This window comes from Candidatus Methanoperedens nitratireducens (genome assembly GCF_000685155.1).
GTDB classification, from domain to species: domain Archaea; phylum Halobacteriota; class Methanosarcinia; order Methanosarcinales; family Methanoperedenaceae; genus Methanoperedens; species Methanoperedens nitratireducens.
This window is the reverse complement of the sequence record NZ_JMIY01000007.1, coordinates 443,381-465,831: the sequence shown is the minus strand read 5'-3', so window position 1 is coordinate 465,831 and position 22,451 is coordinate 443,381. Positions and strand designations below refer to the sequence as shown.

The following is a 22,451-nucleotide window of genomic DNA, read 5'->3' as shown; positions in this document are numbered from 1 at the left end:
GGGTTTCTAACATGAACCTTCTTTATAAAATATGTTTCTGTGGATCAGTTCTATTATCCTTGTATATTCCTTCTTCTGATCAGGGATTCCGAACAGGATATATGATGAGCGCGACCTTGGTGTCGAGATTGTTTTACCCCCTCCAAAACCTATCCCTACAGATTTGCCTCCTGCGTTCTTGCTCATCCCTGCTCCTGCCAGGGCTATATCCATTCCTACACCCATTCCAGAGCCTGTGAGTGGTGTTATAGATCCGAACCTGAAGATTCTTCCAAGCAGGTTTGTCTCCATAATCAGATCAGATATCTTGCTATAGAATACTACCCTTTTCTTGCCCATTACCTCTGTTACTATCCTGAAATTGGTTATATGGTACCTGTGGGATCTGCGCCAGATCTCAGTCCCTGTTACTCCAATGAAACCTGTTGCGATCAATAGAAGATTAATCTGGTAAGTACTCAGGGAGTATGCATATCTCAGTAATATTATGGTTGATCCGATTGCTATGAAGAGAGAAAGCCATCTTAAGCTTATCCTTGTCAGGGCTATAATAATCCCGGGTATAATTATCAACAGCAGCCACACAAATAAATAAAGCTTCTGGCCTGGCTCATACTCTACTATGATACCCTGGAATAATGATTGAGTGACCGTGCTTTCTACTGTTTCGCCTACTATTTTGCCAAGAAGGGGCAATGAAACAAGGTACATACCCAGTAAGTATCCCCCGTATGCTAAAATAGATCTGGACTTTACTGAGGGTATAAGTAAGATGAAAAGCCAGAGGGCCTGGTAAAAATTTGGATTCTCATTAACTATCAGGTTAGATCCTTCGAAGATGGGGATGGAAATAAAACTATTCATGAAATTATCAAAATATAGAATAAATAAAAGACCTACAGCTATTAAATATAGCCAGATGGCATACAGATGATAGAAGGCCAGTGGATGGGGTCGTGTCTGCCTGAGTATTATTTCCTGATCTATAAGTTCTAATTTAACCATATCGTTTTATATAGCAGTTTTCTAGAACCGCTTGCCCCCAACTCTGTTTTTATCAGTCATATAATTAACTGAGATACAACATAACCACTCAAAAAGAAGCTGAAAATAGATAGATGCCAGAGGCAGTCTATCCAATATGAAAAATTTATGCCTTGACAACAGCTTTAGGTGAGCGCGCTATCTTCCTGCGCTTTGCACCTGAAGATGTATATCGCTGTGCCGGGCCGGAGCGTTTGTAATCAAGCTCAGATTGCGGGACCATTATTATCTGTCCTTTTCTGTGTTTTATTCGGCCCCATTTCGTTGTGCCTGTCTTTCCCATGTAATTATCCTCCAGTGAGTTTGTCTGCTCCACAATGAGCCCATTTGCTCATAAACCTTTCCCCTTACCTTTCCCCTTTCAGAGATCCACCTGAAGTTCTCTTCCCTCAATTACATCCTCTTCACTTACTGAGATGATCTTAGATACATTGGCATTTTGAATAGTATAATTATTCATGGGCCTGGTTCCATATTTGTTTCCTACAGTAGAATAGGGAACTTTAATCTCATACTCTCCATCCTTTGCGGCTACCTGCCGGGTATATGTGAATGTTCTGCCCTGATCAGTTAAGATATTCAGGGTAATTTTAATATCCCCATCAGTAGAGGTTTTTCCTGATATGGTAGCTCCCTGGACATACTCAAAAATTTTAACGTACTTGATATCCGGACTTCTGATAGCAGTAGTCCTGGATTCATAGACCAGGCGATAATTGCTTAACCCATCACCGTCAAAAACATGAAGCCTTGACAGCATCGTAGAGAAGAAATAATTATTTTCATCATTAACACTGCGCAGGACGGCTTCAGAAGGCTCCCTTGCTCCATAATAATCATTCGGATTCCTGCCAGCCATAGCCGCAATAGATCTGAATTTGAGTTTAAGCATCTGGGCATCGGTAACAACAAAACGAACCTTCCTCATATTGAGTATCTCATTTGCTTTTTTTTCATCATGTTCTATCAAAAAGCGTGCTGAATCCTCAACCCCGGTCTGAAAATTATTAGCCACAACAGGACGCTGTGAGAAATATAGTATCCAGTTGCCGTAATCCCACCAGCTCATAATGCCATACCCTGCAGGTCTATCAGGGTCTTCATAATAACTGGTAGGGGGGGTGTTATCCCTCAACCATTTAAACGATTCCTGCAGATCAGGGTCGGGTGCAGGGATGTTCTCAGTTGCCATCGATTTTATGATAATGATGTTCGGGATTGAAAGAAGAGCAATCAGGAACAGGAATAGACCGGTACTTACCCATGTACTGGATGTAGAATCAGATGTTCTCTGGCGCTTTCGCTTTTTTTTGTTAACTACTGTTTTTTCAGGCTCTGGTGAGAATGATTTTAGTACAGTGATGATAAAATATCCTGAGAATATTGCAATATTTACAGCGAGCAGGTAAATAAAACGCCTCTGAAGAACCGTAAGCACCAGTACGATCAGAGTCCATGTGACTAAAAATACGGCTTCAGAAGCATACTTTTTCCTCACCTCTTTATTAATGAAGATTATAAAAGATAATAACGCTATGAAAAAGCTGAGTGTAAATGCATTCCATACATTAATCAGAGTGAATCCGGTGCCAGGATCGATAAATAATGGAACCGCCTCCTGTATTGTAGCAAGTATCCCGCCGCCAAAGAGATACATTATCCCATCGGTTGCAGACTGATAGAGCTGTGGGAAAAGAGACTCAAGTGAGTATAATGCTGCTGTAAATATAACAATCAATACCAATGGGTGATACCACCATTGTTTAAATCGTATCTTCTGCATTAATGCAAGTATCACGCACAGGAAAAAAAACGCTGCCAGAAACCCGGCATGGAACAGGGAGGGTAAATAAGAATTGGTCTCAAACCCCATACCCCCGGTTACGGCAACAGGCGCGATAATCAATAACGAGACAAGAAATGCCATACCTCCTGCCATAACAAGGTAATCGGAATTACGACCTGACCAGCGGTCGATTATAAATTGAACAATGATGAACACCCCGATAAGTCCAACAAAGATAGGTGCACCGTTCCATGTGAATATTGAAAGCGCCAGAGCAATACCTGTAAGTACAGGGAATAGCGTATTTTTAAAATTCACCATACCAGGGGATGCATTTTCTTTCTGCAATCGCTTCATTGCAATAATGAAGAAAAGATAAGCAGCAGTAGAGAGAAGGGTCTCAGCAACATGGTGATCCGCATATCCAAGAAGTGAGACATATACATGGGCAGGGGTTATTGCAAAAATCCCTGCGCTCACAATCCCCACACGCCAATCAAAGAGCTTCTCTGCAGTAAAAAACACAAGCAGCACCGTCAGTACTCCAAGCACGGGCGGAACTGCTGCTGTTGTTGCTTCTATTGTGTATAGCGAGGGCTTACCAAGCCCTGCTATGAGCGCGATCAATGCAATAAACTGGTCATACAGTGGCATCCAGCCAATCTTTGCCCCATACGGGAAATCAATGTATGAATCAAAAGCAAGAGCATCCGGGAAATGTGAAACTGTGAATAAGATACGCCGTGCATGGTAGTACGTATCAGCACCAAGAAATGTTATACTCCCGTTAGAAAACACATCAGGAAAAACAGATACTCTAACAACCAGAGCCAGAAGCAGTATCGGTAGCAATAATTTGATTTTATTTTTCTCTGTAAACAGTTGTATACTCATGTACTGCATCTCTGATGTATTTAAAGACCAGATGGATATAAAAAAGTATCCTCAATGGCGAACCCATCCAATATCCCATCTAATTATTGGATGGTCTCCTCAATGGCATAATTCTTAAATAAGATTGGAGGTAATGAATAATCATAGAGTTGAAGTAAGGGGGTATTATTATTATAGCGATCGTACTTGGTGCCGGTGGGACACGGGGTGATTTCCAGGCTGGGGCTCTACAATACCTGTACAGCAGTGGAGTTCGCCCGAACATTATCTGCGGTAGCTCTATTGGAGGGATCAATGGATTACTGCTTGCTGAAGGTGAAGGCAGTATAGAAAAACTGGTGAACTTATGGCAGAGTTTTAAAAATAACGATGATGTGTACCTGGAAGAGCCCTGGCTTAAGATTGTAAAACATATGCTGTTCCCCCCTGTATTAATGTATACACTGTTTCCCCCCATGCTTATCCGCGATACACTTAATTTTGGGATTGAGCTAGCAAGGCTAAACGATATGGTCTATAAATCCCGGCAGGTAAAATCCTTCTTCAACCCCTCACCCATTGCAGCAAAACTGCGTGCCATGCTTGATCCTGAAAAGGTGCACAGGTCGGATATCAGGCTGCGCATAGCAGTGGTGAGCCTTGAGACCGGCAAGCTACGATATATCACCGAATCCGGGTACTTCTCCGGGAACTCTGATCAACCGGTCGATCTGATCGATGCTGCTCTCGCCTCATCCGCAATCCCTTCTATATTCCCCCCGGTTAAACTGCATACTGAAAACTATGTCGATGCGGGCACAAGAGAGATGCTCCCTGTTCAGGCTGCCGTTGATCTTGGAGCTACACAGGTCTATGCCATCGCCTGCTCAAAGCCAGGGGGTGAACCTGCACCATCATTCGATGGTAGCAACATGATGGATATTACATCCCGTGCCATTAGAGATATCATGTTCGATGAACTCCAGCAAAAAGAAGCGAATCCGCCCCGCGGGTGGGGGATAGATATGAAGTTGATCCAGCCTGCTCTTGATGTCCACGGTATCCTTACCGTCGATCCGGGTCTGATATCGATAAGTATGGCGTACGGTTATATGCGGGCTTTCGACATTGTAGAGGGGGGGAGCGATCCTAAGAAGGTAGAGAATCTGAAAAGGATCTCTGATGAGATTATCCGGCTGCGGCTGAAGATATGGGATATAGAGCACCCGACCAGGGGCAAACAAAAACCCGGTGAGAAGGCATCCTGGCCAGATCCTGGTTACCCGCGCGATGTCCGCAAACTGAAGCGGGATCTTAAGGCGCTGGTCAATGAGCGCCAGCAACTGGGAGGTGCTACTGCCACTCCGCCCGATGTTGAGACATGGTGGATCGATAAGGAGCTTTTGCCATAGAAATGTATATCACGTTCAAATGCAGAGAAACCCGGCATGGACAAGATGACCCCTGCCATGCGCCAGTATTATGAAGCTAAAGAAAAACATAAAGATGCCCTGATATTCTTCAGGATGGGCGATTTCTATGAATCCTTCGGCGATGATGCCAGGATCATAGCAAAGGAACTTGATATAACACTCACAAGAAGAGGCAGGGACAGGGAGGGTGTGGATATGCCTCTTGCAGGAATCCCATACCATGCAGTGGACTCATATCTTCCCCGCCTTATCAGAAAAGGCTATAAAGTCGCTATCTGTGAACAACTGGAAGATCCGAAAAACGCAAAAGGCATAGTCAAAAGAGGAGTGGTAAGGGTAATCACGCCGGGGACTGTTATCGATTCATCCCTTATTGCCGGGGAAGCGAACAACTACCTCATGTCGATCTCCGGGAATGAACTTGAATTTGGGCTGTCGTTTCTGGATGTGAGCACGGGTGAGTTCCTGACAACCCAGTTCACAGATAACCAGGATTATGACAGGATTATAAGCGAGGCTGCAAGGATGCGCCCGGCCGAGTGCATTCTGCCATCTTCTCTTTTTGAGAATAAAAAACTCCATGACCGCTTAAAAGATCTTGGCGCCACGCTCAATATATTCGATACCGATGCTTTTGACCCGAAGACTGCGTATCAGGACCTTATTGCACACTTCGGGGTTATGACGCTTGAGGGCATGGGCTGCGAAAAACTTCCCCTTGCCATCTCATCATCGGGCGCTGCTCTTGAGTATGCCAGAACAACCCAGATGAGAGACCTTGCCCATATACAGTCAATAAGAACGTATTTTGAGAACGAGTTCATGGTACTGGATTCGATAACACTTCGAAACCTTGAGATTATACAGGGTCTGCGGAATAATCTGCGAGACAGTTTGCGGGACAGATCACACGGCTCATCTCTTTTAGAGGTGATCGATCACACAAAGACACCCATGGGAGGACGACTGCTGCATAAAATGCTCCTTAAACCCCTCATCTCTGTTATTTTATTAACAGAGAGGCTTGATGCGGTGGATGAGATTGTTAAGAAAACACTGCTTCGGTATGATCTAAGATCACACCTCTCCCAGATCCGCGACATTGAGCGCCTTATCGGGCGGGTTGTCTACGGTAACTCAAATGCCCGTGATCTTATAGCCCTGAGTCTGTCCCTGGCTGCATTACCCCGGATCATAAAAGCCACAGGAGAGAACGATATCAAATCAGGTCTCTTGCTGGATATTATCCAGAGGCTCGGAGATTTTACTGATATAGTCGCCCTGCTTGAGCGTGCAATAGTGGATGATCCACCTGTGAGCCTGCGTGATGGCGGGATTATTAAAGAGGGATACAATGAGAAACTGGATGAACTTAAAAAACTATCAAGCCACGGCAAGGGCTGGATAGCAGAGATGCAGCAGCATGAGCGGGAGCGTACAGGTATAAAATCCCTCAAGATCGGCTATAATTCCGTGTTCGGGTACTATATAGAAGTCACAAAGCCAAATCTCTCACAGGTTCCCCAGGATTATATAAGAAAGCAGACCACTGCAAATGGTGAGCGCTTCTATACACCAGCGCTCAAAGAGAAAGAGGTGATGATCCTCTCTGCAGATGAGCGAGGAAAGGCACTTGAGTTAGAGCTTTTCAATGAGATCAACTCATCTATCGCATCCCGATCAAAGGAATTGCAGACCACGGCCCAGGCAATAGGTGAACTTGATGTGATAGCAAACCTTGCAGAGGTTGCTGTAAACAACAGGTATACCAGGCCTGAGGTGAACGATAATTGCAATATACTCATCCGCGATGGGAGGCATCCCGTAGTTGAGAGATCAGTCCCTCCGGGTTTTGTTCCGAACGATATCAGAATGGACTGCCAGGAGCACCAGTTCTTGCTCATAACAGGCCCTAACATGGCAGGAAAATCAACCTATATGAGGCAGACTGCCCTGATAATAATCCTGGCGCAGATGGGAAGTTTTGTGCCTGCCTCGTATGCCTCTGTTGGAGTCGTTGACAGGATATTCACACGCGTGGGGGCTTTTGATGATCTTGCCAGCGGGCAGAGCACGTTCATGATCGAGATGGTTGAGCTTGCTAATATCCTGAACAACGCAACCCCGAGGAGCCTCATCCTTCTTGATGAAATAGGCAGGGGCACAAGCACATACGATGGATACAGCATAGCCAGAGCAGTCGTTGAATTCATCCATAATAAGGACAATGCTGGTGTACGGTCCCTTTTTGCCACACACTATCATCAGCTCACGGCAACTGAAGGGGTTCTGCGGCGTGTGAAGAACTACCATATCGCGGTAAAAGAAGAAGGAGGCGATCTTGTATTCCTTCGGAAAATAGTTCCTGGCGCAACAGATCGGAGTTATGGAATACATGTTGCAAAACTTGCAGGGGTACCGCCAAAGGTGATACAGAGGGCAAAAGAGATATTAAAAGAGGTTGAGAACGGAAGCGCAATCAGCAAAGGAAAAGAAGCAAAATATACGCAACTTATGCTTTTTGATCCGGGGGATGCAAATACAAATGCAAAGGAATCACCTGTAATCGAGGAATTGAAAAACCTCAATCTGGATGAAATGACGCCGCTGGATGCCCTCAATACGCTCTCTGCGCTTAAAAGAAAGACGGCAGGAGGGTGAAAACTACCCCGGGGATGAGTATAGTTATTATTCCAGGGGGTAAATTCATCCCTTCCCGCTCACGAATGGATCTTCTTTACCCTTCGATCCCGGAAGATAAAGGACAAAGCAGAAAGAACTTCTCAAACATACAACTTTCAATCCTCATTTTATAAGGATTTGCTATGAAACTTTACAACGATCTGCTCATGGTCTGTGCCGATATATTTTCCCCAGCCGTCAATCACAAGTCGGTCCATAGATACCTCATGCGCACCAGCAAAAATGCGCTGCTTTAAGTGCTGTAAGATATGTATGTAGTAGTATATATATTATAAGTGTGTACGCGGTTCAAATAGATTCCTTGAGCTTGTCGGGATGAGGGCGCCGCGGAAGGCTGTGAATCCGCTCTTCCTATTGGAAAATTTACATTTTAAAACAGGTGATATTATGTTAAACCCCGCTCAGAGCGGCGCATCCCCAGAGGTCTGGGGTCGCAACCCCAGCACCATAAGGCTAAGAGTGTTAAATATGTCGAAAATATGGGGTATTTCAGGTATTACCGACCATAAAGAAAATGCGCTATAACGCATTTATGAGCCTCAGTCCACTAACTTCTTTTTATTTGTTGTCCTGGCGCGCATAATACCTTTAGCTTTTGTCCTCTTGCGCTTTCCGTACAATGCCGGAGTGACTAACATAGAACCATCAGACCAGGTTTTACCCTTTTCTGATCATAACATGCCCTTTATCATCAGTCTCAAAAACGATTATATCACCTTCCTTCAGGTTCAAGCGTTCTTGTACATCTTTGATCAGAGTGATTTTCCCACCTTTAGTCAGCTTTGTAGTGCCCAAAATAGCCATAAAGTTCTAAATGTTCCCATAAATATAAATAATATTTTGTCCTATAAAGAATAAAAAGAACTAAGAGAACCATTAGAACCAACATAGAAAGGTGAAAACATGCCAGCATACCTGGTAATCAACGCCCCGAACATAGAAAAAAATGCAATCATAGTTGAGAGGAAGATATTGGAGGCACTGGTAGCCCGATACGGTACACCCCATTTCGTTCAGAAGGAAAAGCAGGAAGGTAAGACATTACATTTCACGTTCTTAGAAAACAAAATAATACTGGCGTACGAAATCTGAGAATGGAGCGAAACACGGATACGCACGGACTAACAGTATCCGTGAAAATCTGTGCGCATCCGTGTCATCCATGCAATCCGTTTTCCACTCTATTGGTATCTTTTTCATTATAATCTAAGAACTACAGTTTATAATCGACTTTGCGGTGCTCATCGCTTTGAGATGGTATTCTTCGATAAACCCCTCTCTTTTAATAAAGGATTTTTGCAGATTCTAATCTGGATTCTGTCTCTTCTATAAGCAGCTCAGCTTCATCCAGCTATTTCAAATATATACCCGCTGGTGATAACAAGAATGTCGATATCGCTTTCTTCTGCGGCTTCTCCCCTTGCATAACTGCCGAAGAGGATGATTTCCCTCGTTTTATCTCTATATTTATTCTTTACCACCGATTTTCGTCAAGTGTTTATGTCTCATAATTGAACCCTATTCAGGATATCCAATCAAAGCGAATTCTCTTGTTGCCTAACCATGGTATATGATACGATTTCTGAAAAACATCATTGGACTTGAAAATAGGTGTTGTTGCCTTCTTCTTCATTTTGATTATAATCTCGTCGCCGACCACTTCTCCAATACATCTGCAGTTGATAACATCAGCAAAGATAGTTTTTGGTGTACAATCCTCAAATCTCTTCAAATCCTTTGCAAGCAACCTGTATAGTGTATCCGCAATAACAGTCAAAACCACATCAAAATAGATTCTTATCATAAACGGAGAACTCAATGCATTGAGATTGAAAAAATCAACAAGCTCAGAGAATTTGTTTTCTATCAACCAACGATTTGCATAATGCAAAGCCAGAGTTTCCAATTCAACGTCCCGATTATTTGTAACCAAAAACGTAGGTACTTGTCGACCATGGTCTTTGAAGATCACCTGGCGAACCTTGAAATTTGTCCGTGGCAGTGTGATCTCACTCTCATACATCTTGAACTTGTTGAATTTACGTTTCTCTTTTTTCAGGTCCACTTTGATCCAATCTTTCTCCGGGATGTTATTTGCATCCTCGATCAACTTCTTACCCCGTCTCCTCAATGTGATGAACTTGATATCCCTGGTATCAAGATCTTCCAAGATATCATACGTCGTTAGTTTGGAATCAAAAACCAACGTCTGTTCGATAATCCCTTTCACATTTGTCCAGTAGTTCACAAAGTTCATGATCTCATTTGATTCATCTACCCTATCGATGTCCGTATTTGCATACAAAAGATGTCTGGATTCACCATCCTGAGCAAAGAGTGTCAATGCACTTTTCAAACGTTGATGCTTTGCACCCACCCAGTTATCGTTCATTTCTGACTTTTCTCCGTAGTGCGGTATGGAGTGGAAATCCAGGTTGATGGTGTCCCCTTGATAGTATTGTGAATATGTTGTTCTCATTTGTGATATGAACTCTTTCATGAAAGACTGGATCGTTTCTTTGTCCACCATGTAAGAGTATGTTGATGTGGTAGTTGTTTTTGGTGGAACGTTCAATCCGGCAAAGAAACCAAAGCCTGTATCATGATTGTAGCTTGATATTTTGGATAATCTTTCATGCCCTATCAACTTCAGAGCCAGTATGGAAAAGATAGAATTGATCTTTGATAGTTTCGAAGTTTCCGGGAATGGTGCTGATGATATCAGTTCATACAATCCGGTTTGAAGAATATACGGTATGAAGTAGTATATTCCACCGACCTGACATTCGAATCTGTAGCTTTCAAATTGATCGAAATCTATTGCTGTTGAGATTGGTGGTAAAATCATGTTCTTTTTTGTGATGCCAAGTTCTTCCCTGGTTCTACGTGGTAATTTTGCAAATCCTTCATCCTTGATTATTCGGTTTATTGTCTGAATGCTTGTGTTAAATCCCTCTTTTGATAGGATGTCTTTGATTTCGTATACTGAATAGCCAGATTTTCTGAGTGAAACGATTCTCTCATGTATGAAATCCGAAGCTTGTCTTCTATTGGGTCCATATTGTGGCTTTAAAAAGAATTCGACTTTTCCGTTTTGGAAATTGCTGACGAGAGATTGAAAAGTGGATATGGAATATCCTGCTCTTTTTGCAGCTTCTTTTTGAGTTAATGATTCTAGGAAATATGCTCTTAGAGCTTCATATCGTTTCTGTGCAGGTTCTTTTGGGTTTTGAAAATACTCGATAGGATTGAATTCATCATCGTCAGTCATATGTATTGATTATGGAACTTATAATATTAAGTATTTATTGTTAAAATGTATTATTCATTGCATATTTTAGGGTAAAATGGCTGTATTAGGTGGATTTCTAGACCATAATTGCCATGATATGTTAATCTATAGTTGGAACACAAGATTTTTATGTTCCATGAATAGAACATATTCTGTAAAGGTATTTATTGAAAAACGTTATCCTTCGAGATGATTTGGTGAAAAAGTGGTTAATTTTTTGTGGAATATAAACGGCTGACGAAAATCGGTGTGCACTGTTTTATCTCCTTTCCATCAGGAAGCCATCCGCCAGTTAGAACCGCATGCTTTGCCACATCTTTGAACGCAGCCGCTGCGGTCTATCCAATCTGTTCCACGTATTTATGACTCACTACGTCACCCTTTTTCTCCATTTTTGTGGGTACTATTATATTGCAGAACCTGCATTGATCATCAGTTTTAAAGTAACCGCAGTAGTTCATGTAGCAGATGCTCAGGCAATCTGCGCCCCGTATCTGGGCGACCCTGGACATAGAGGTACCGTCATCTGTTTTATTTGAATAGTACTCGGGTCTGGGAAGCCATTTTACCTCTGTAATGAACTTTCCTTCGTGCTCAAGTGCAAGTGAGCCATTGTTTACCTTTATAGCGAAAGGCGATTTGCTGTATTTTCGAAGCTGCACAATAGTTCCATCTGGAAGCTCAAAATCATCAGGTATTTTTCCTGTATCGTGCCGTTCAAAATCCCATTCAAACAACCAGTGTATCTGTTCCTTATATTTCTTACCGACTCCTTTGAGTGCAGAGTCATCCAGTGTCACGCCGTTGACCAGCAGTTCTGCCTTGAGTTCAATTGAATCAATCTCTTTTCCATTTAATCGATAATTCTCAACCGTATAAAATCCTCCTGATTGCTTATAGAAGGAAATAATTGCTTAAAACAGTATACAAACCGCCAATTATTGTCTAAATCCTTCCAAAAACCGAATAAATCAGGCAAATTATTCCTCGTTGATTTCACATTGCAAAGGTTAGAAGCAAAATCAGCCCTTTTATAACTCAGTGTTTTCTTATAATCACTGTAAGATCGCTACCTGATTCCTCGATTTTCACTATTTCATGCCCATGTTCTCTGCTCCATTGAGGAATCGTATTTTTTGCGGTGGCATCATCAGTTAATACTTCAAGCTCTTCCCCTGTCTTTAACTCATCTATCTTTTTCTTGGTATAGAATAGCGGCAACGGGCATACCCTGCCTCTGGCATCTAACTTGTACATGAATAATCCATTGAATTCTGGTTTATTGTAATTTGGTGTTCAGGCAAAAATTGCTCTTAATCTTTGGCTTTCTATCACCTTAAAGACAAAATGCTTGCTTGTAAATAATTATTTATGGATGAACTGGATTTGAGGGGCGAAGTCTGCCTCTATACGTTTGTGAAAACAAAGCTGAAACTTGAGGAACTTGAAAGCGGAGAAGAACTTATCGCAATATACGACCATGCGCCAGCAATCGAGAACGTGCCACGCAGCCTGAAAAATGAGGGGCATACTATACTGGGCGTGGAAGAAGTTGAGAAGCACCTTTGGAAGGTAAGAATAAAAAAGCGCTAACCTTTGCGGACAAAAATATTGTAGGTCCCGTTGTTTATTTCTACCCCAAGCAATTCATTCCCTGATTTTTTTGCCCACCCATCGATATTCTGAGGTGCCACAGGGTCGCTGGCGAGGACTTTGAGTACTTCACCTTTTTGAAGCCTGTCCACCTGCTGTTTTGTTCTGATTAAAGGATAGGGGCATGCTTCGCCCCTTACATCAAGCTCGAAGTCGTATACTATTACCATCTCAGAATACAAGTGTTACTTCGCTATCCAGTATTCTGTTTGTGAGATCGTCGATACTAAGCTTTCCGATTCCTTCGATAATTTCGCTGTCAGCTACACCCCTCTTCTTCAGATCGGCGTCCAGTGCATAGAACTTAACGCTCTCGATTGCCTTAATGATGGTATCTTCTACGCTAGGTACATCTTTCTGCCATACAGCAGCATCACCGTACCCGGTCTTCTGTCCCTTCACCACAGAATGCACGCCTCCGCTCACGAAAGTGATTGAAGGAGAGTTTCCTGCCGCAGCCTGCGTCTCAGCAAGAGGTATTGCACTGTATGAGTCTTCCTTGCCGTAAGGAGGCTGGGTCACGATTATGTTTACTTTCTTGCTCATGTTCTCACCCCAATAATATGGTCTTGTCTGATTCTGCTGTCCATTCTGCAAGGTCATATAGTCCGCCGATGACCACACCTTCGGTCTGCTGCTTTGTCACACCGCGGGCATCGGTGCATTTGATGCATGCGATGGCATCGATTTTGGGGTTTTTGAGCCCCTTCCTGAGTACAGTGCCGAAAAGCTGCTCCACGATGGGGAACTCTTTTGGTCCCTGGTCGCGATGACCGATTATTGTTCCGTCAAGGTAGTTGAAGAAGTTGATGTTAATCCCTTTCTCCTTTGCAGCGTGGGCGAGCCTGATGAGCGTGTATGCTGCCTCGTCGCGGTAGGGTCCGTTTATGGATACTATTGTTAAGGTTTTGCTATTGCCGTTGTTTGCCATATTTATCACCTCAGAACCAGGCTACTATCGTGTTGTCCTCAACTATGTGGTCGAGGAGGGTGCCTATTTCCTTGATATCCACACCCGGAATCAGGTTGCCATCAAGTCCCCGGGACTGAACAGCTTTATCATCTGCGAGAATTCTGATGCCTTTCTTTTTAGCATCCAGTAGTTTATTCCCGAATTCGCTTTTCCTTGCAGCAGTAACCCCATCCTCCACAAGATACAGGGATACATTGCTGCCTTTTTTTGCCCTGGCATTCAACCCTATATCAAGCACGAGATTCGGTATCTCGGTTGTATACGGGTCTTTGGATAATACCAGTAATAGATTTGTCATGTTTATCTACCTCTGAAAGAAATTATTTGTTCCTTATTCGATCCAGCCACCAGTTCCTGCTCAACTCTTGCAATCATAGCATCGAGTGTTTCAAGTATCGGCGTTCTCCTCTGCGTTCGTGAGTACTCAAACTCACGCCATTCCCTCAATTTCTCGAGAACAGGTGTTGTTTTCTGTACTTTATCTTTATTAGAGACAAAGACGATTCCTTCTTTTGATGTGATTCATTTCGATCCTCCTGTTTATGCTAAATAAGCAAATACAAAATAATCAGGCATATATATAAATGCAGAGAAACAGGCGATTGTTGTAACGAAAATTACAAGAACAGAATGAATACGGCAAAGATTGATAGAAAAATCACAACAATAATTGCCGTGCTATCTACGAATCTTTCAATCTGTATCTGGCATAGGCAAGGACGTTCTCCTCAATGAATCCGGGAGCTTCAACCGGCTCTATTCCCCTGCTGAGCAGTTCTTCGGCAGCACCCCCACCGATCCTGCTGCAGAGCACAGCATCACAATCATGGATGAGGGAAACACTATTATTCAATGCTTCATCTTCATGACCGCCGTATTCCAGAGTACCGCAGGCTGGACTGTTCTCTCTTACTTCGAGGACTTTGATTTCCTCACCGTCTGATTCTATTATAATAAATCTCATTGCTTTGCCGAAATGCTGGTTAATAACCTTGCCGTCGCTTGAAGCGATTGCCATCTTTAAGCTTTTCTTCATTCATATTGCCTCCAAATACAATTAATAATAGTAGTCTCTGCATGCTTTTAATGGCTTGCTTCTCGGCAAAGTGATTAAAAACAAGGCAAATATTGCCTCTTCATTGAGTTTATACGGGCTCTTTTCTGACCAGAAGAAGAGGGGGGACAGAGGCAAGCTGCGCCGCTACTGAGAATATAATTAGATATGGAATCGATATATCATAGAGAATCCCCATTAATGCGCTGCCTAAGAACCAGAATATCCCGTAACCTGTATTAAAAATTCCATACGCTGATCCACGTCTATCCATCGAAACCATCCCTGCAATAGCGGCTCTCATAATGGATTCCTGAGCTCCCATGCCTACACCCCATAAAGCCATTCCCAGAAGAGCAAAATAAAATCCTCCCAAGAAGACTAACGGGGCAAAAATCGAAGAAATGAGGGCAGCAGCTATCAGGACAGAAATACCGATCCTGTCAAATAAACGCCCAAATATAAGCGCTGCGAGTGCATCAACTCCCATGGCAATAGCATAGAACACAGGAATCCAATCATCTGAAACGATAGATACCCTCTTGAAATGATAGGCAATTAGCGGAAAATCAACATACCCTGCTGCAATGAAAGCGACTGCACCAAGATATATCCAGAATACTTTTGGGAAAACTTTGCTCTCCAGTTTGACCGAGCCAACTTCGAAAGCACGGGGATGTGGATAGAGCAGACGCGCTGCGGCTAGAACGCTTAGCGCCAGCAGGGCTGGTACAAGCAGGACACCAAAGCTCATCTGATAACCTCCCCTGAAATAAAGAACCCCAGCTACAATGAGCGGGCCAAGCATCGCACCTATCTGATCCAGTGCCTCATGCAAGCCGAATCCCCAGCCTCGCCCCATTTTCACAGTAGCATGTGAAAGCATAGCGTCTCTGGCAGGAGTGCGAACCGCTTTTCCCATTCGCTCTGCAATCATGAGAAGGGAAGCAATTTCCCACCGCCCTGCCAGTGCCAGGAGAGGAACTGCAAGGAGATTAATCCCGTATCCAAAAAGAGTTATTGTCCAGTATTTCCCTGTTCTATCACTTATGTAGCCAGAGACCAGGCGCAGACCATACCCGATCAACTCACCGAATCCTGCAACAATTCCCACGACGGCTCCACTTGCCCCAAGAATAGCAAGATAAGGACCTGTGATGCTGCGCGCCCCTTCGTATGTCGTGTCCGCAAAGAGGCTCACCGCACCAAGTAAAATGACAAACTTCAGTGCAGCTCCTTTTGCATTATACCTGTTACCTTCTCCAGGTGCCTCCATCTATATCCTCCTCATATTTTTAATGCAGATAATAATTTTAAAGAACGAATAGCATAATATGTGTTTTCCAGCGTAGATATTCCACCATCTGCTGCTCTTGAAAAGCCTCCATTATTATTCTGACACTTTCTTATTATTTCAATGCATTGATTAATATAACATGGTTTGTAAGAGATTATATTAGAGGCTATAGCACCAGCATAAATATGTTCAATAAACGAGGGAGATGTGTCAGGGACATTCACAAAACCATAAATTGGATTTTCGCATTTTTTAATGAAGTGTTCTGTCTTTAGAATATTTATTGGATAGTTCAACAAGTTTAAGATCACCAATGCCTGAGAAGTTTCAATAAGTGTGGAGCGGGTATAGCCAAAACCTCTATCATCCTTTTGAAAATTTAAAACGAAATCGGTTATATCATTCTTGAAGTTGTCATATTGCCCAATTTTCAAAGCAAAGCATAAATCGATTAAATAATACATCGGTTCAAAAATCGATGTATTTTCCTCTGGCAGATTATCGACGCTGTAAATTCTTAGATTTCTTGTTATGTACGGTGTTGGGTCGCACTTTAGTTCTTCATTTAACAATAACAAACTCTTAATCGAGTAGAATGCCGAATAAACACTTTGATATGAGCCATGATTATTCTGTAAACTTCTTAAATAAGCCAGCGTGTTCTCGTCTTTAAAATTGGTACTTAATAAGTATAGGATCGATAAAGCATAATAAGTATCTGAAGCATTTGGCTCTTCTAATCTGTAAAAGCAAAATCCACCTTTTTTGCATTTACGTTCCATTACATAATTGACAGCCCGTTCTTTGCATCCATCCATAGCCGATATTTCCTTCCAATAACATTGATCGGTAGGAGTTATCAGCTATCAAGCGGTTGAAGGTGAACTCCATCACCTGTTTCTATACAAGAATACGGAAACCACAGCCTCAAGTTGCATTACAAGAAATTAAGCTTTTCTCAACAGGCAATACTAGGTATTAAAGTTAAAATTATATACACGAATGCACATCAATAGGAAATCTGGCGATGAGGTTCGCCTTGGTATTTACCTAAACTGTCTCATTCGAGACTGATAACTTCTATTTTAAGAAGGAGGCGAACCAAAGTGAACCAAAATATAGCAGTACAGACGTTTTTGAATTTTTGCCAGGAGGTTATTGGATTGAGTGGCATATTTGCCAGTCCTTATTATTTAAATAATAACTTCTACGAAGCGCCACAAGAAATTGGTATGGGTTGATGCTAGATGGCAGTAGATCTATATCCAACAGCATTAATTGCAGTAGCGATAACAGCAGCTGGCATCATAGGACTAAAAACGAAGATATCTTCCTCAATCTTTGAGGTGGGTGCTGGCATGGTACTTGCGAACGCTCTCGGCATAGGAATCATACCCTGGCTCGATTTTCTGGGTACGTTTGGCGGTCTGATTCTGACATTTCTTGCAGGAGCAGAAGTGGAGATCGCTCTTCTTAAAAGACAGGCAAAACAAAGCTTTGGAATCGGCACGATGGCATTCGCGGCTCCTCTTGTAGGCATCGTCACCGTTCTGACAGTTTTCACCGACTGGAGCTGGCAGGCAAAATTGGCCGGAGGCCTTGCCCTGACTACTACGTCGGTTGCAGTGGTCTATGCTGTTCTCACGGAATACGAATTGATCAAGACTCCGACTGCGAAAACCATCATTGCGGTAACGTTCGTGAACGATATTCTGACCCTGTTAGGGATTAACTTTATCCAGACTTCGTTTGACCTCGTCACCGTTGCTTTCGTTGTAATCATGATCGCGCTTATCCCGACGGTCCCAATCCTGCTAAGGAAGGTGGTCCGGGACTTTGGAAGGAAAGCGGTTGAGATTGAATTAAGATTCGTGCTTGCCATACTGTTCGCAATTTCGTTCTTCGCAGATCAGGCTAGTCTCCATTCGGTGTTTGGAGCCTTCGTCTTGGGCCTGATTTTTGCGAATACCATTCAGCAGCATCAAGAAATCCTTTCGAAGATGAGAACTGTGACATTCTCTCTCCTCGCTCCAGCTTTCTTCATACGGGCAGGCATGTTGATCGCTCTGCCTGCAATTATCGCGAATATCATCCTGGTATTTGGATTGCTGGGAGCGAAACTTTTATCGAAATTCATTGGGGTGTATTGGCTTTGCAAGAAGTGTATCCCTGAAGCCCCAATGTTTTCCACTATGCTATTCAGCACAGGCCTGACTGTTGGATCGATTACAGCAACACTTGGACGTCAGTTGGGATACCTTTCAGATATACAGTTTTCAATAATCATCGCCGCTGTGATACTCAGTGCTGTTGTACCCACTCTGATTGCCAAGCGATTCGTTCCAACCAACATCATAAACAAGTAAATGGAAATAATAAATAAAATGAGGTGTAATGAAATGTTTGAAAAAATCTTGGTTGCATTTGACGGTTCCAAACCCTCTGAAAAGGCATTAGATGCGGCGATTGAACTCGCAAAAAAATTCGGTTCAGTAATACATCTTGTAAGTGTGATAACGCTACCTGATTATGCTGTCCTCAAAAACGAGGTCGCTGAGGTACAGGAAGAAGAAGGCAAGTTCTACCAGGAGTTACAGAACAAGGCTATCGAATCGAGAAAAGGCGAAGTAGGAATTAAATCTGTTATAATTTATGGGCATCCGACTGATAGAATTGTAGATTATGCCAAATCTCAGAATTTCGATTTGATTGTCGTAGGAAGCCGCGGGCTCAGCACCACAAAGCGCTTCTTTCTCGGCAGCGTATCAGATAAAATAAGCCACTTTTCTCCCTGCCCGATATTGATCGTAAGGTAGTGAACAAAAGAAACCTGTTTGCAAGGCTAATATTGGTCTTACTTTTAACCTCATTATTATATGGGCGCTGATAGAGTGGAAAACAATAACGTCTATTTACCAAAACTAATTAATTCCCTTAAGACCCATCCTCGGCCTCAAAAGCGAAAAGAAGTTGCCTGGCTGCTGGGTGAAATAATTGAAAGCCTCAGGTCTGATCCAGATATTTATGTCAGAGCTGCGGCTGCAGAAGCCCTTGGGAAGATAGGTAGTAAAAAGGCAATACCAATATTAGAACAAGCCAGCGTTTTTGACATGGTTCCTGTCAGGAAAAGCGCATTGGAGGCATTAGAAAGGATAAGTAATGACACTGGTAAAGGCAACCGAAGTAACGATAGGGAAAGAATGACTGCTGATTGAAGAGCAAGGAATTACTCGCTCAGTATGTTATTTTTTCAAACGTCTACGACTACGTATGACTGTGATACAGGGTTACTTGATATTCTCAACCAGGCATTAAAGATATATACACGAATGCACATTAAAATTATATGTGGGCGATGAGGTTCGCCTTGGTATTAGCCTAAATTGTCTCGATCGAGACTGATAACTTCTATTTTCAAGTAAGAAGGTGAACCGTAATGAACCAAGAATATAGCAATCGAGAGAATCTTGAATTTTTTATCAGGGGTTATTGAGTTAAGTGGTATATTTACTAGTCCATATTATTCGTCAATGGCAGTTGTTTCCAAGGATAATAATATACATGCCGGGCACCAAATCATATGCTTAGAGTAGGGGATTAAATTATAGGAGGAAGTCCATGGAACTTTGAAATACAGCCTTCTGGGGAGGTTGTAAAATAATTCATTTCCGAATTATGATTATAGGTGACCACATTGGACGATAACCATAAGAGAGCTTTGAGCACTAGCCTTCTCATAATTGAGAAAGATTTGCGCAACATAGCCGGTGAATTGCAGCGGGCTGGAGGAACCAGAGATACCATCTTTTACTCCAAGGTGAACGACATCGATCAAATGAAAGCAACAAGGATATTGAGCGGTGTGCAATCTATGCTTCAAGAAATCAAGCGAGTCAAAGAAGAGGCTGAGTTGGGGACTAGAAAGGAATCTATCGAGAAGGAAGTCTATAGCTTATTAATAGAGATATGGACTCTTCTTGAAGATTTGAGACCTGAGAGGCTCACTGCGTATGGTCCACTGACTGAGAAAGATAAGGAACTCCTGAGGCCTCAGATTCAGGGATTACTGAGGATGGTCAATGATATGCTTTCGGCTCTCAGGTAAAAGCCTAATGAGTTCTTCTGTCTATTACTAACAGAAATTAAGGAGAAGATCAGCAAAATTATCTTAAAAGAATTGTTTTATTTGCTATCCCAAGAATGAGGTGATATAAATTCAACTTCAACATGTTAATTACTTCGGATCGCGCCTGGGATCTATGGATGCCGCTCTGGAGCAGTTTGAGACTAGGCTTAAGCTGGAAGGTGAGTCTGAAGATATCTTGAAGATAGTGAGGGACTTGAGACAAGAGGTAAATAACTTTCTGAAATACCTAGGTATATCGATAAAGAAGAAAGATATTTACAACGAGATTTACACAACATGCATATTTTTTGAGACTTATCTCATTGAGATGGAACCGAAACGTTTCCAGAAAGGCTATGGAAAGCTTGAATCAGAAAGCGAAGAAAAGGCAATTGAACGGTTTCTTCTTAACCTTGATACGAGAATACAGGAACTGAAGAAAGAGTGCGAGAGTAAAGTAAAATAGAAATAGACAAAAGCTTACTACTATCAAAGGATACCTTTTGGCATTTTTATGTCTTAAAGATTCTGGTTTTATTGAGCTTTATCAGGTAAAATAACAGGTGTGTTGCTATTTAAATAATATCGACTCACATATAAGCACCTATTTAAAAGCAGTAAATTTGTCTTTGGACGCATTGCATAAGGGACACTTATCGGGCGCTTCTCCTTCTAAGGTATATCCGCAAACTTCGCAAACCTGGATAGGACCGAGTTTAACGTCCTTCCCCGAATTAACTGAATCTAATGCTTTTTCATAAAGCTGCTTATGCATTTTTTCAGTGCCGTATGACCATTCAAAACTTCTCTGTGCGCCTTTTTCTCCCTGGAATTTTGCTACATCCATGTATGCAGGATACATTTCTTCAATTTCAAATGTTTCACCCGCAATGGCTAATTTAAGGTTTTTCCTGGAATCACCCGGACCAAAAGCTGCCATGCTATTTGCAACAAATCCCCCATCCAAGTGTTTTAACTCCCGGTAATGGTCTCCTGCATGTATATATTCAGCATGAGCAATTGCTCGAAATAAGCGGGCCACATTATTGAATTTTTCTTTTTCAGCTTGGTTTGCAAAATGCAAATACCTCATATGCGCCTGGCTTTCTCCTCCAAATGCATTGATAAGATGCTGTTCTGTCATTTTCTTCATTTAAAAACCTCCCTTCAATAACCTCAATTATTTATATTATAAATAACGGTCACACCAAAAAGATAATAAAAGCCAATTCGGGGAAATAACTCTCGATATTTCAAGAGAAATCGACGGCGAATTTAAGCCCGTGATTGTGAAAAAGCATACTCTCAAAAATAGACAAATCCGATTGAATCAAACAGTTGTGTGGAATTAGGCTACAATAGCTCATGTGACATTTAGCTCTATTTATGATTCAGCCAAGAGGCGCTAAGACATACTCTGAAGCCCTGCGTATGGGTGCTGAGACATATCATATCCTTGGCGCTATAATCGCAGTGTTGCTTTGAACCTCTTTGGATTAAGCAGAAGATCAAGTCCCTCTTTGGCACTTCTGACATGTACATCCGCTGCAATCAGCGCATCAACCGCACAACCCTCGCCTTCTGTAACAGCGATTCCAAGCCTTGCGGTTTTAAGCATTCTTCTATCGTTTATCCCATTGCCCAGGGCAACAACTCTTTCAGCACCCAGATTTTTTACATAATCCTCTTTCTGAATATCCAGATTTTCGCCTTTAATAATGTGTATCTTGCAGTTAATGCCTTCAAGCTCTGTACATGCTTTTTCAAAGATATCAGCAGTCAGTATATGTATTTTCAGGAACTGAGCTATTTCGTTTAATTTCTCCCTTACTTTAGGCAGAAGCGTGCCATCGACCGATAGAGTTCCAGTAAAATCTGAAACAAGGTACTCTAATTTTACTGAACCAAAATCGGGGATATATATTTCAAGCATAAAAATTAAGCCTCCTATAATTCAGTATGCTATTGCAGTATTGCAAAATAAGCAATCGTTGTTCATTTAATCTCCTCTTTCAATATACAGGCAACTTCCGTGCTCAACGGCAATTTAACGGACGACCTCGGTGCACCAACCTGTAGCCCTTGATTTTGCTTTCGATGATTTCAGTATCTCGATGAAGGTCTCCAGCCGCGTCTTCAACTGCCCGGTATCTAATCAGTGTTTTCTTATAATCACTGTAAGATCGCTACCTGATTCCTCGATTTTCACTATTTCAT

The 22,451-nt window shown here is 42.3% G+C and carries 28 protein-coding genes and 3 riboswitches; of the genes, 10 read left to right on the top strand and 18 right to left on the bottom strand.

Annotation, left to right across the window (positions count from 1 at the left end):
• Window positions 1-6: 6 nt before the first annotated feature.
• The 3 genes from ANME2D_RS14270 to ANME2D_RS14265 form a co-directional block, all read right to left on the bottom strand.
• Window positions 7-1,005 (bottom strand): PH domain-containing protein, encoded by a 999-nt coding sequence (locus ANME2D_RS14270; RefSeq protein WP_048093016.1) that lies wholly within the window; start codon window positions 1,003-1,005, stop codon window positions 7-9.
• Between the two features lie 145 nt (window positions 1,006-1,150).
• Entirely contained in the window at window positions 1,151-1,360 is a 210-nt protein-coding gene (locus ANME2D_RS18205; protein ID WP_320408821.1) for a DUF5350 domain-containing protein, read from the bottom strand.
• A 45-nt stretch (window positions 1,361-1,405) separates the two neighbouring features.
• The gene (locus ANME2D_RS14265; RefSeq protein ID WP_048093014.1) at window positions 1,406-3,724 is read right to left on the bottom strand and encodes an oligosaccharyl transferase, archaeosortase A system-associated; all 2,319 of its coding nucleotides are present in this window, start codon (window positions 3,722-3,724) and stop codon (window positions 1,406-1,408) included.
• A gap of 164 nt (window positions 3,725-3,888) precedes the next feature.
• Between ANME2D_RS14265 and ANME2D_RS14260 the strand changes: the two genes are divergently transcribed.
• Together ANME2D_RS14260 and mutS are read left to right on the top strand one after the other, a co-directional pair.
• The gene (locus tag ANME2D_RS14260) at window positions 3,889-5,115 is read left to right on the top strand and encodes a patatin-like phospholipase family protein (protein ID WP_081810304.1); all 1,227 of its coding nucleotides are present in this window, start codon (window positions 3,889-3,891) and stop codon (window positions 5,113-5,115) included.
• A gap of 36 nt (window positions 5,116-5,151) precedes the next feature.
• Complete coding sequence (mutS, locus tag ANME2D_RS14255; RefSeq protein ID WP_048093005.1) at window positions 5,152-7,797, top strand: DNA mismatch repair protein MutS; 2,646 nt, start codon at window positions 5,152-5,154, stop codon at window positions 7,795-7,797.
• A gap of 699 nt (window positions 7,798-8,496) precedes the next feature.
• Here the strand turns inward: mutS and ANME2D_RS18200 are convergent.
• Window positions 8,497-8,643 carry an AbrB/MazE/SpoVT family DNA-binding domain-containing protein gene (locus tag ANME2D_RS18200; RefSeq protein WP_157834141.1) on the bottom strand — a complete coding sequence of 49 codons (147 nt, stop codon included), beginning with the start codon at window positions 8,641-8,643 and terminating at the stop codon, window positions 8,497-8,499.
• 99 nt (window positions 8,644-8,742) lie between these two features.
• On the opposite strand from ANME2D_RS18200, the gene ANME2D_RS14245 reads away from it, so the two are divergent.
• Window positions 8,743-8,931: a hypothetical protein gene (locus ANME2D_RS14245; RefSeq protein WP_048093002.1), complete on the top strand. Its 189-nt coding sequence runs from the start codon at window positions 8,743-8,745 to the stop codon at window positions 8,929-8,931.
• A gap of 251 nt (window positions 8,932-9,182) precedes the next feature.
• Here ANME2D_RS14245 and ANME2D_RS17525 read toward each other — a convergent pair whose 3' ends face one another.
• The 4 genes from ANME2D_RS17525 to ANME2D_RS14230 all read right to left on the bottom strand — a co-directional run bounded on the left by ANME2D_RS17525 (window position 9,183) and on the right by ANME2D_RS14230 (window position 12,388).
• Window positions 9,183-9,320, bottom strand: coding sequence for a nucleotidyltransferase family protein (locus ANME2D_RS17525; protein WP_081810303.1), 138 nt, complete (start codon window positions 9,318-9,320; stop codon window positions 9,183-9,185).
• A gap of 41 nt (window positions 9,321-9,361) precedes the next feature.
• Window positions 9,362-11,110, bottom strand: a complete 1,749-nt coding sequence (locus ANME2D_RS14240; protein WP_052368949.1) for a transposase — start codon at window positions 11,108-11,110, stop codon at window positions 9,362-9,364.
• 359 nt (window positions 11,111-11,469) lie between these two features.
• Window positions 11,470-11,964, bottom strand: a complete 495-nt coding sequence (locus ANME2D_RS14235; RefSeq protein ID WP_320408824.1) for a radical SAM protein — start codon at window positions 11,962-11,964, stop codon at window positions 11,470-11,472.
• Window positions 11,965-12,169: 205 nt separating this feature from the next.
• Window positions 12,170-12,388 carry a sulfurtransferase TusA family protein gene (locus ANME2D_RS14230; protein ID WP_048092998.1) on the bottom strand — a complete coding sequence of 73 codons (219 nt, stop codon included), beginning with the start codon at window positions 12,386-12,388 and terminating at the stop codon, window positions 12,170-12,172.
• 114 nt (window positions 12,389-12,502) lie between these two features.
• On the opposite strand from ANME2D_RS14230, the gene ANME2D_RS14225 reads away from it, so the two are divergent.
• Entirely contained in the window at window positions 12,503-12,724 is a 222-nt protein-coding gene (locus tag ANME2D_RS14225; RefSeq protein WP_048092996.1) for a sulfurtransferase TusA family protein, read from the top strand.
• Here ANME2D_RS14225 and ANME2D_RS14220 read toward each other — a convergent pair.
• The 8 genes from ANME2D_RS14220 to ANME2D_RS14190 form a co-directional block, all read right to left on the bottom strand.
• Window positions 12,721-12,954 (bottom strand): sulfurtransferase TusA family protein, encoded by a 234-nt coding sequence (locus ANME2D_RS14220; protein ID WP_048092994.1) that lies wholly within the window; start codon window positions 12,952-12,954, stop codon window positions 12,721-12,723. The genes ANME2D_RS14225 and ANME2D_RS14220 overlap by 4 nt on opposite strands.
• A gap of 1 nt (window position 12,955) precedes the next feature.
• The gene (locus ANME2D_RS14215) at window positions 12,956-13,330 is read right to left on the bottom strand and encodes a DsrE family protein (protein ID WP_048092992.1); all 375 of its coding nucleotides are present in this window, start codon (window positions 13,328-13,330) and stop codon (window positions 12,956-12,958) included.
• Window positions 13,331-13,334: 4 nt separating this feature from the next.
• The gene (locus ANME2D_RS14210; protein ID WP_048092990.1) at window positions 13,335-13,715 is read right to left on the bottom strand and encodes a DsrE/DsrF/TusD sulfur relay family protein; all 381 of its coding nucleotides are present in this window, start codon (window positions 13,713-13,715) and stop codon (window positions 13,335-13,337) included.
• 10 nt (window positions 13,716-13,725) lie between these two features.
• Entirely contained in the window at window positions 13,726-14,055 is a 330-nt protein-coding gene (locus tag ANME2D_RS14205) for a DsrH/TusB family sulfur metabolism protein (protein WP_048092988.1), read from the bottom strand.
• A 2-nt stretch (window positions 14,056-14,057) separates the two neighbouring features.
• Window positions 14,058-14,204 carry a hypothetical protein gene (locus ANME2D_RS18195; protein ID WP_157834140.1) on the bottom strand — a complete coding sequence of 49 codons (147 nt, stop codon included), beginning with the start codon at window positions 14,202-14,204 and terminating at the stop codon, window positions 14,058-14,060.
• Between the two features lie 235 nt (window positions 14,205-14,439).
• Entirely contained in the window at window positions 14,440-14,793 is a 354-nt protein-coding gene (locus ANME2D_RS14200) for a NifB/NifX family molybdenum-iron cluster-binding protein (RefSeq protein ID WP_048092986.1), read from the bottom strand.
• Window positions 14,794-14,902: 109 nt separating this feature from the next.
• Complete coding sequence (locus tag ANME2D_RS14195; RefSeq protein ID WP_048092985.1) at window positions 14,903-16,087, bottom strand: MFS transporter; 1,185 nt, start codon at window positions 16,085-16,087, stop codon at window positions 14,903-14,905.
• An 11-nt stretch (window positions 16,088-16,098) separates the two neighbouring features.
• Window positions 16,099-16,926, bottom strand: coding sequence for a prenyltransferase/squalene oxidase repeat-containing protein (locus tag ANME2D_RS14190; RefSeq protein ID WP_048092980.1), 828 nt, complete (start codon window positions 16,924-16,926; stop codon window positions 16,099-16,101).
• Between the two features lie 25 nt (window positions 16,927-16,951).
• Window positions 16,952-17,012, bottom strand: a riboswitch (Fluoride riboswitch).
• 110 nt (window positions 17,013-17,122) lie between these two features.
• A riboswitch (Fluoride riboswitch) is annotated at window positions 17,123-17,198 on the top strand.
• Window positions 17,199-17,355: 157 nt separating this feature from the next.
• On the opposite strand from ANME2D_RS14190, the gene ANME2D_RS14185 reads away from it, so the two are divergent.
• From ANME2D_RS14185 to ANME2D_RS14165, 5 genes are all read left to right on the top strand, one after another.
• Entirely contained in the window at window positions 17,356-18,474 is a 1,119-nt protein-coding gene (locus ANME2D_RS14185) for a cation:proton antiporter (RefSeq protein WP_048092978.1), read from the top strand.
• 33 nt (window positions 18,475-18,507) lie between these two features.
• A complete protein-coding gene (locus ANME2D_RS14180; protein ID WP_048092976.1) occupies window positions 18,508-18,924 on the top strand; it encodes a universal stress protein in 417 nt (138 codons plus the stop codon).
• A gap of 60 nt (window positions 18,925-18,984) precedes the next feature.
• A complete protein-coding gene (locus ANME2D_RS14175) occupies window positions 18,985-19,323 on the top strand; it encodes a HEAT repeat domain-containing protein (protein WP_048092973.1) in 339 nt (112 codons plus the stop codon).
• 127 nt (window positions 19,324-19,450) lie between these two features.
• Window positions 19,451-19,526: riboswitch (Fluoride riboswitch) on the top strand.
• 276 nt (window positions 19,527-19,802) lie between these two features.
• Window positions 19,803-20,213, top strand: coding sequence for a hypothetical protein (locus ANME2D_RS14170; RefSeq protein ID WP_157834139.1), 411 nt, complete (start codon window positions 19,803-19,805; stop codon window positions 20,211-20,213).
• A gap of 154 nt (window positions 20,214-20,367) precedes the next feature.
• Window positions 20,368-20,700, top strand: a complete 333-nt coding sequence (locus ANME2D_RS14165; RefSeq protein WP_048092969.1) for a hypothetical protein — start codon at window positions 20,368-20,370, stop codon at window positions 20,698-20,700.
• A 138-nt stretch (window positions 20,701-20,838) separates the two neighbouring features.
• On the opposite strand, the gene ANME2D_RS14160 is transcribed toward ANME2D_RS14165, so the two are convergent.
• Window positions 20,839-21,387, bottom strand: a complete 549-nt coding sequence (locus tag ANME2D_RS14160) for a rubrerythrin family protein (protein ID WP_048092966.1) — start codon at window positions 21,385-21,387, stop codon at window positions 20,839-20,841.
• Between the two features lie 233 nt (window positions 21,388-21,620).
• On the opposite strand from ANME2D_RS14160, the gene ANME2D_RS18920 reads away from it, so the two are divergent.
• Window positions 21,621-21,719: a hypothetical protein gene (locus ANME2D_RS18920; RefSeq protein WP_157834138.1), complete on the top strand. Its 99-nt coding sequence runs from the start codon at window positions 21,621-21,623 to the stop codon at window positions 21,717-21,719.
• Here the strand turns inward: ANME2D_RS18920 and ANME2D_RS14155 are convergent.
• Complete coding sequence (locus ANME2D_RS14155; protein ID WP_048092963.1) at window positions 21,697-22,167, bottom strand: HAD family hydrolase; 471 nt, start codon at window positions 22,165-22,167, stop codon at window positions 21,697-21,699. The two genes, ANME2D_RS18920 and ANME2D_RS14155, sit on opposite strands and share 23 nt — an antisense overlap.
• Window positions 22,168-22,451 lie beyond the last annotated feature (284 nt).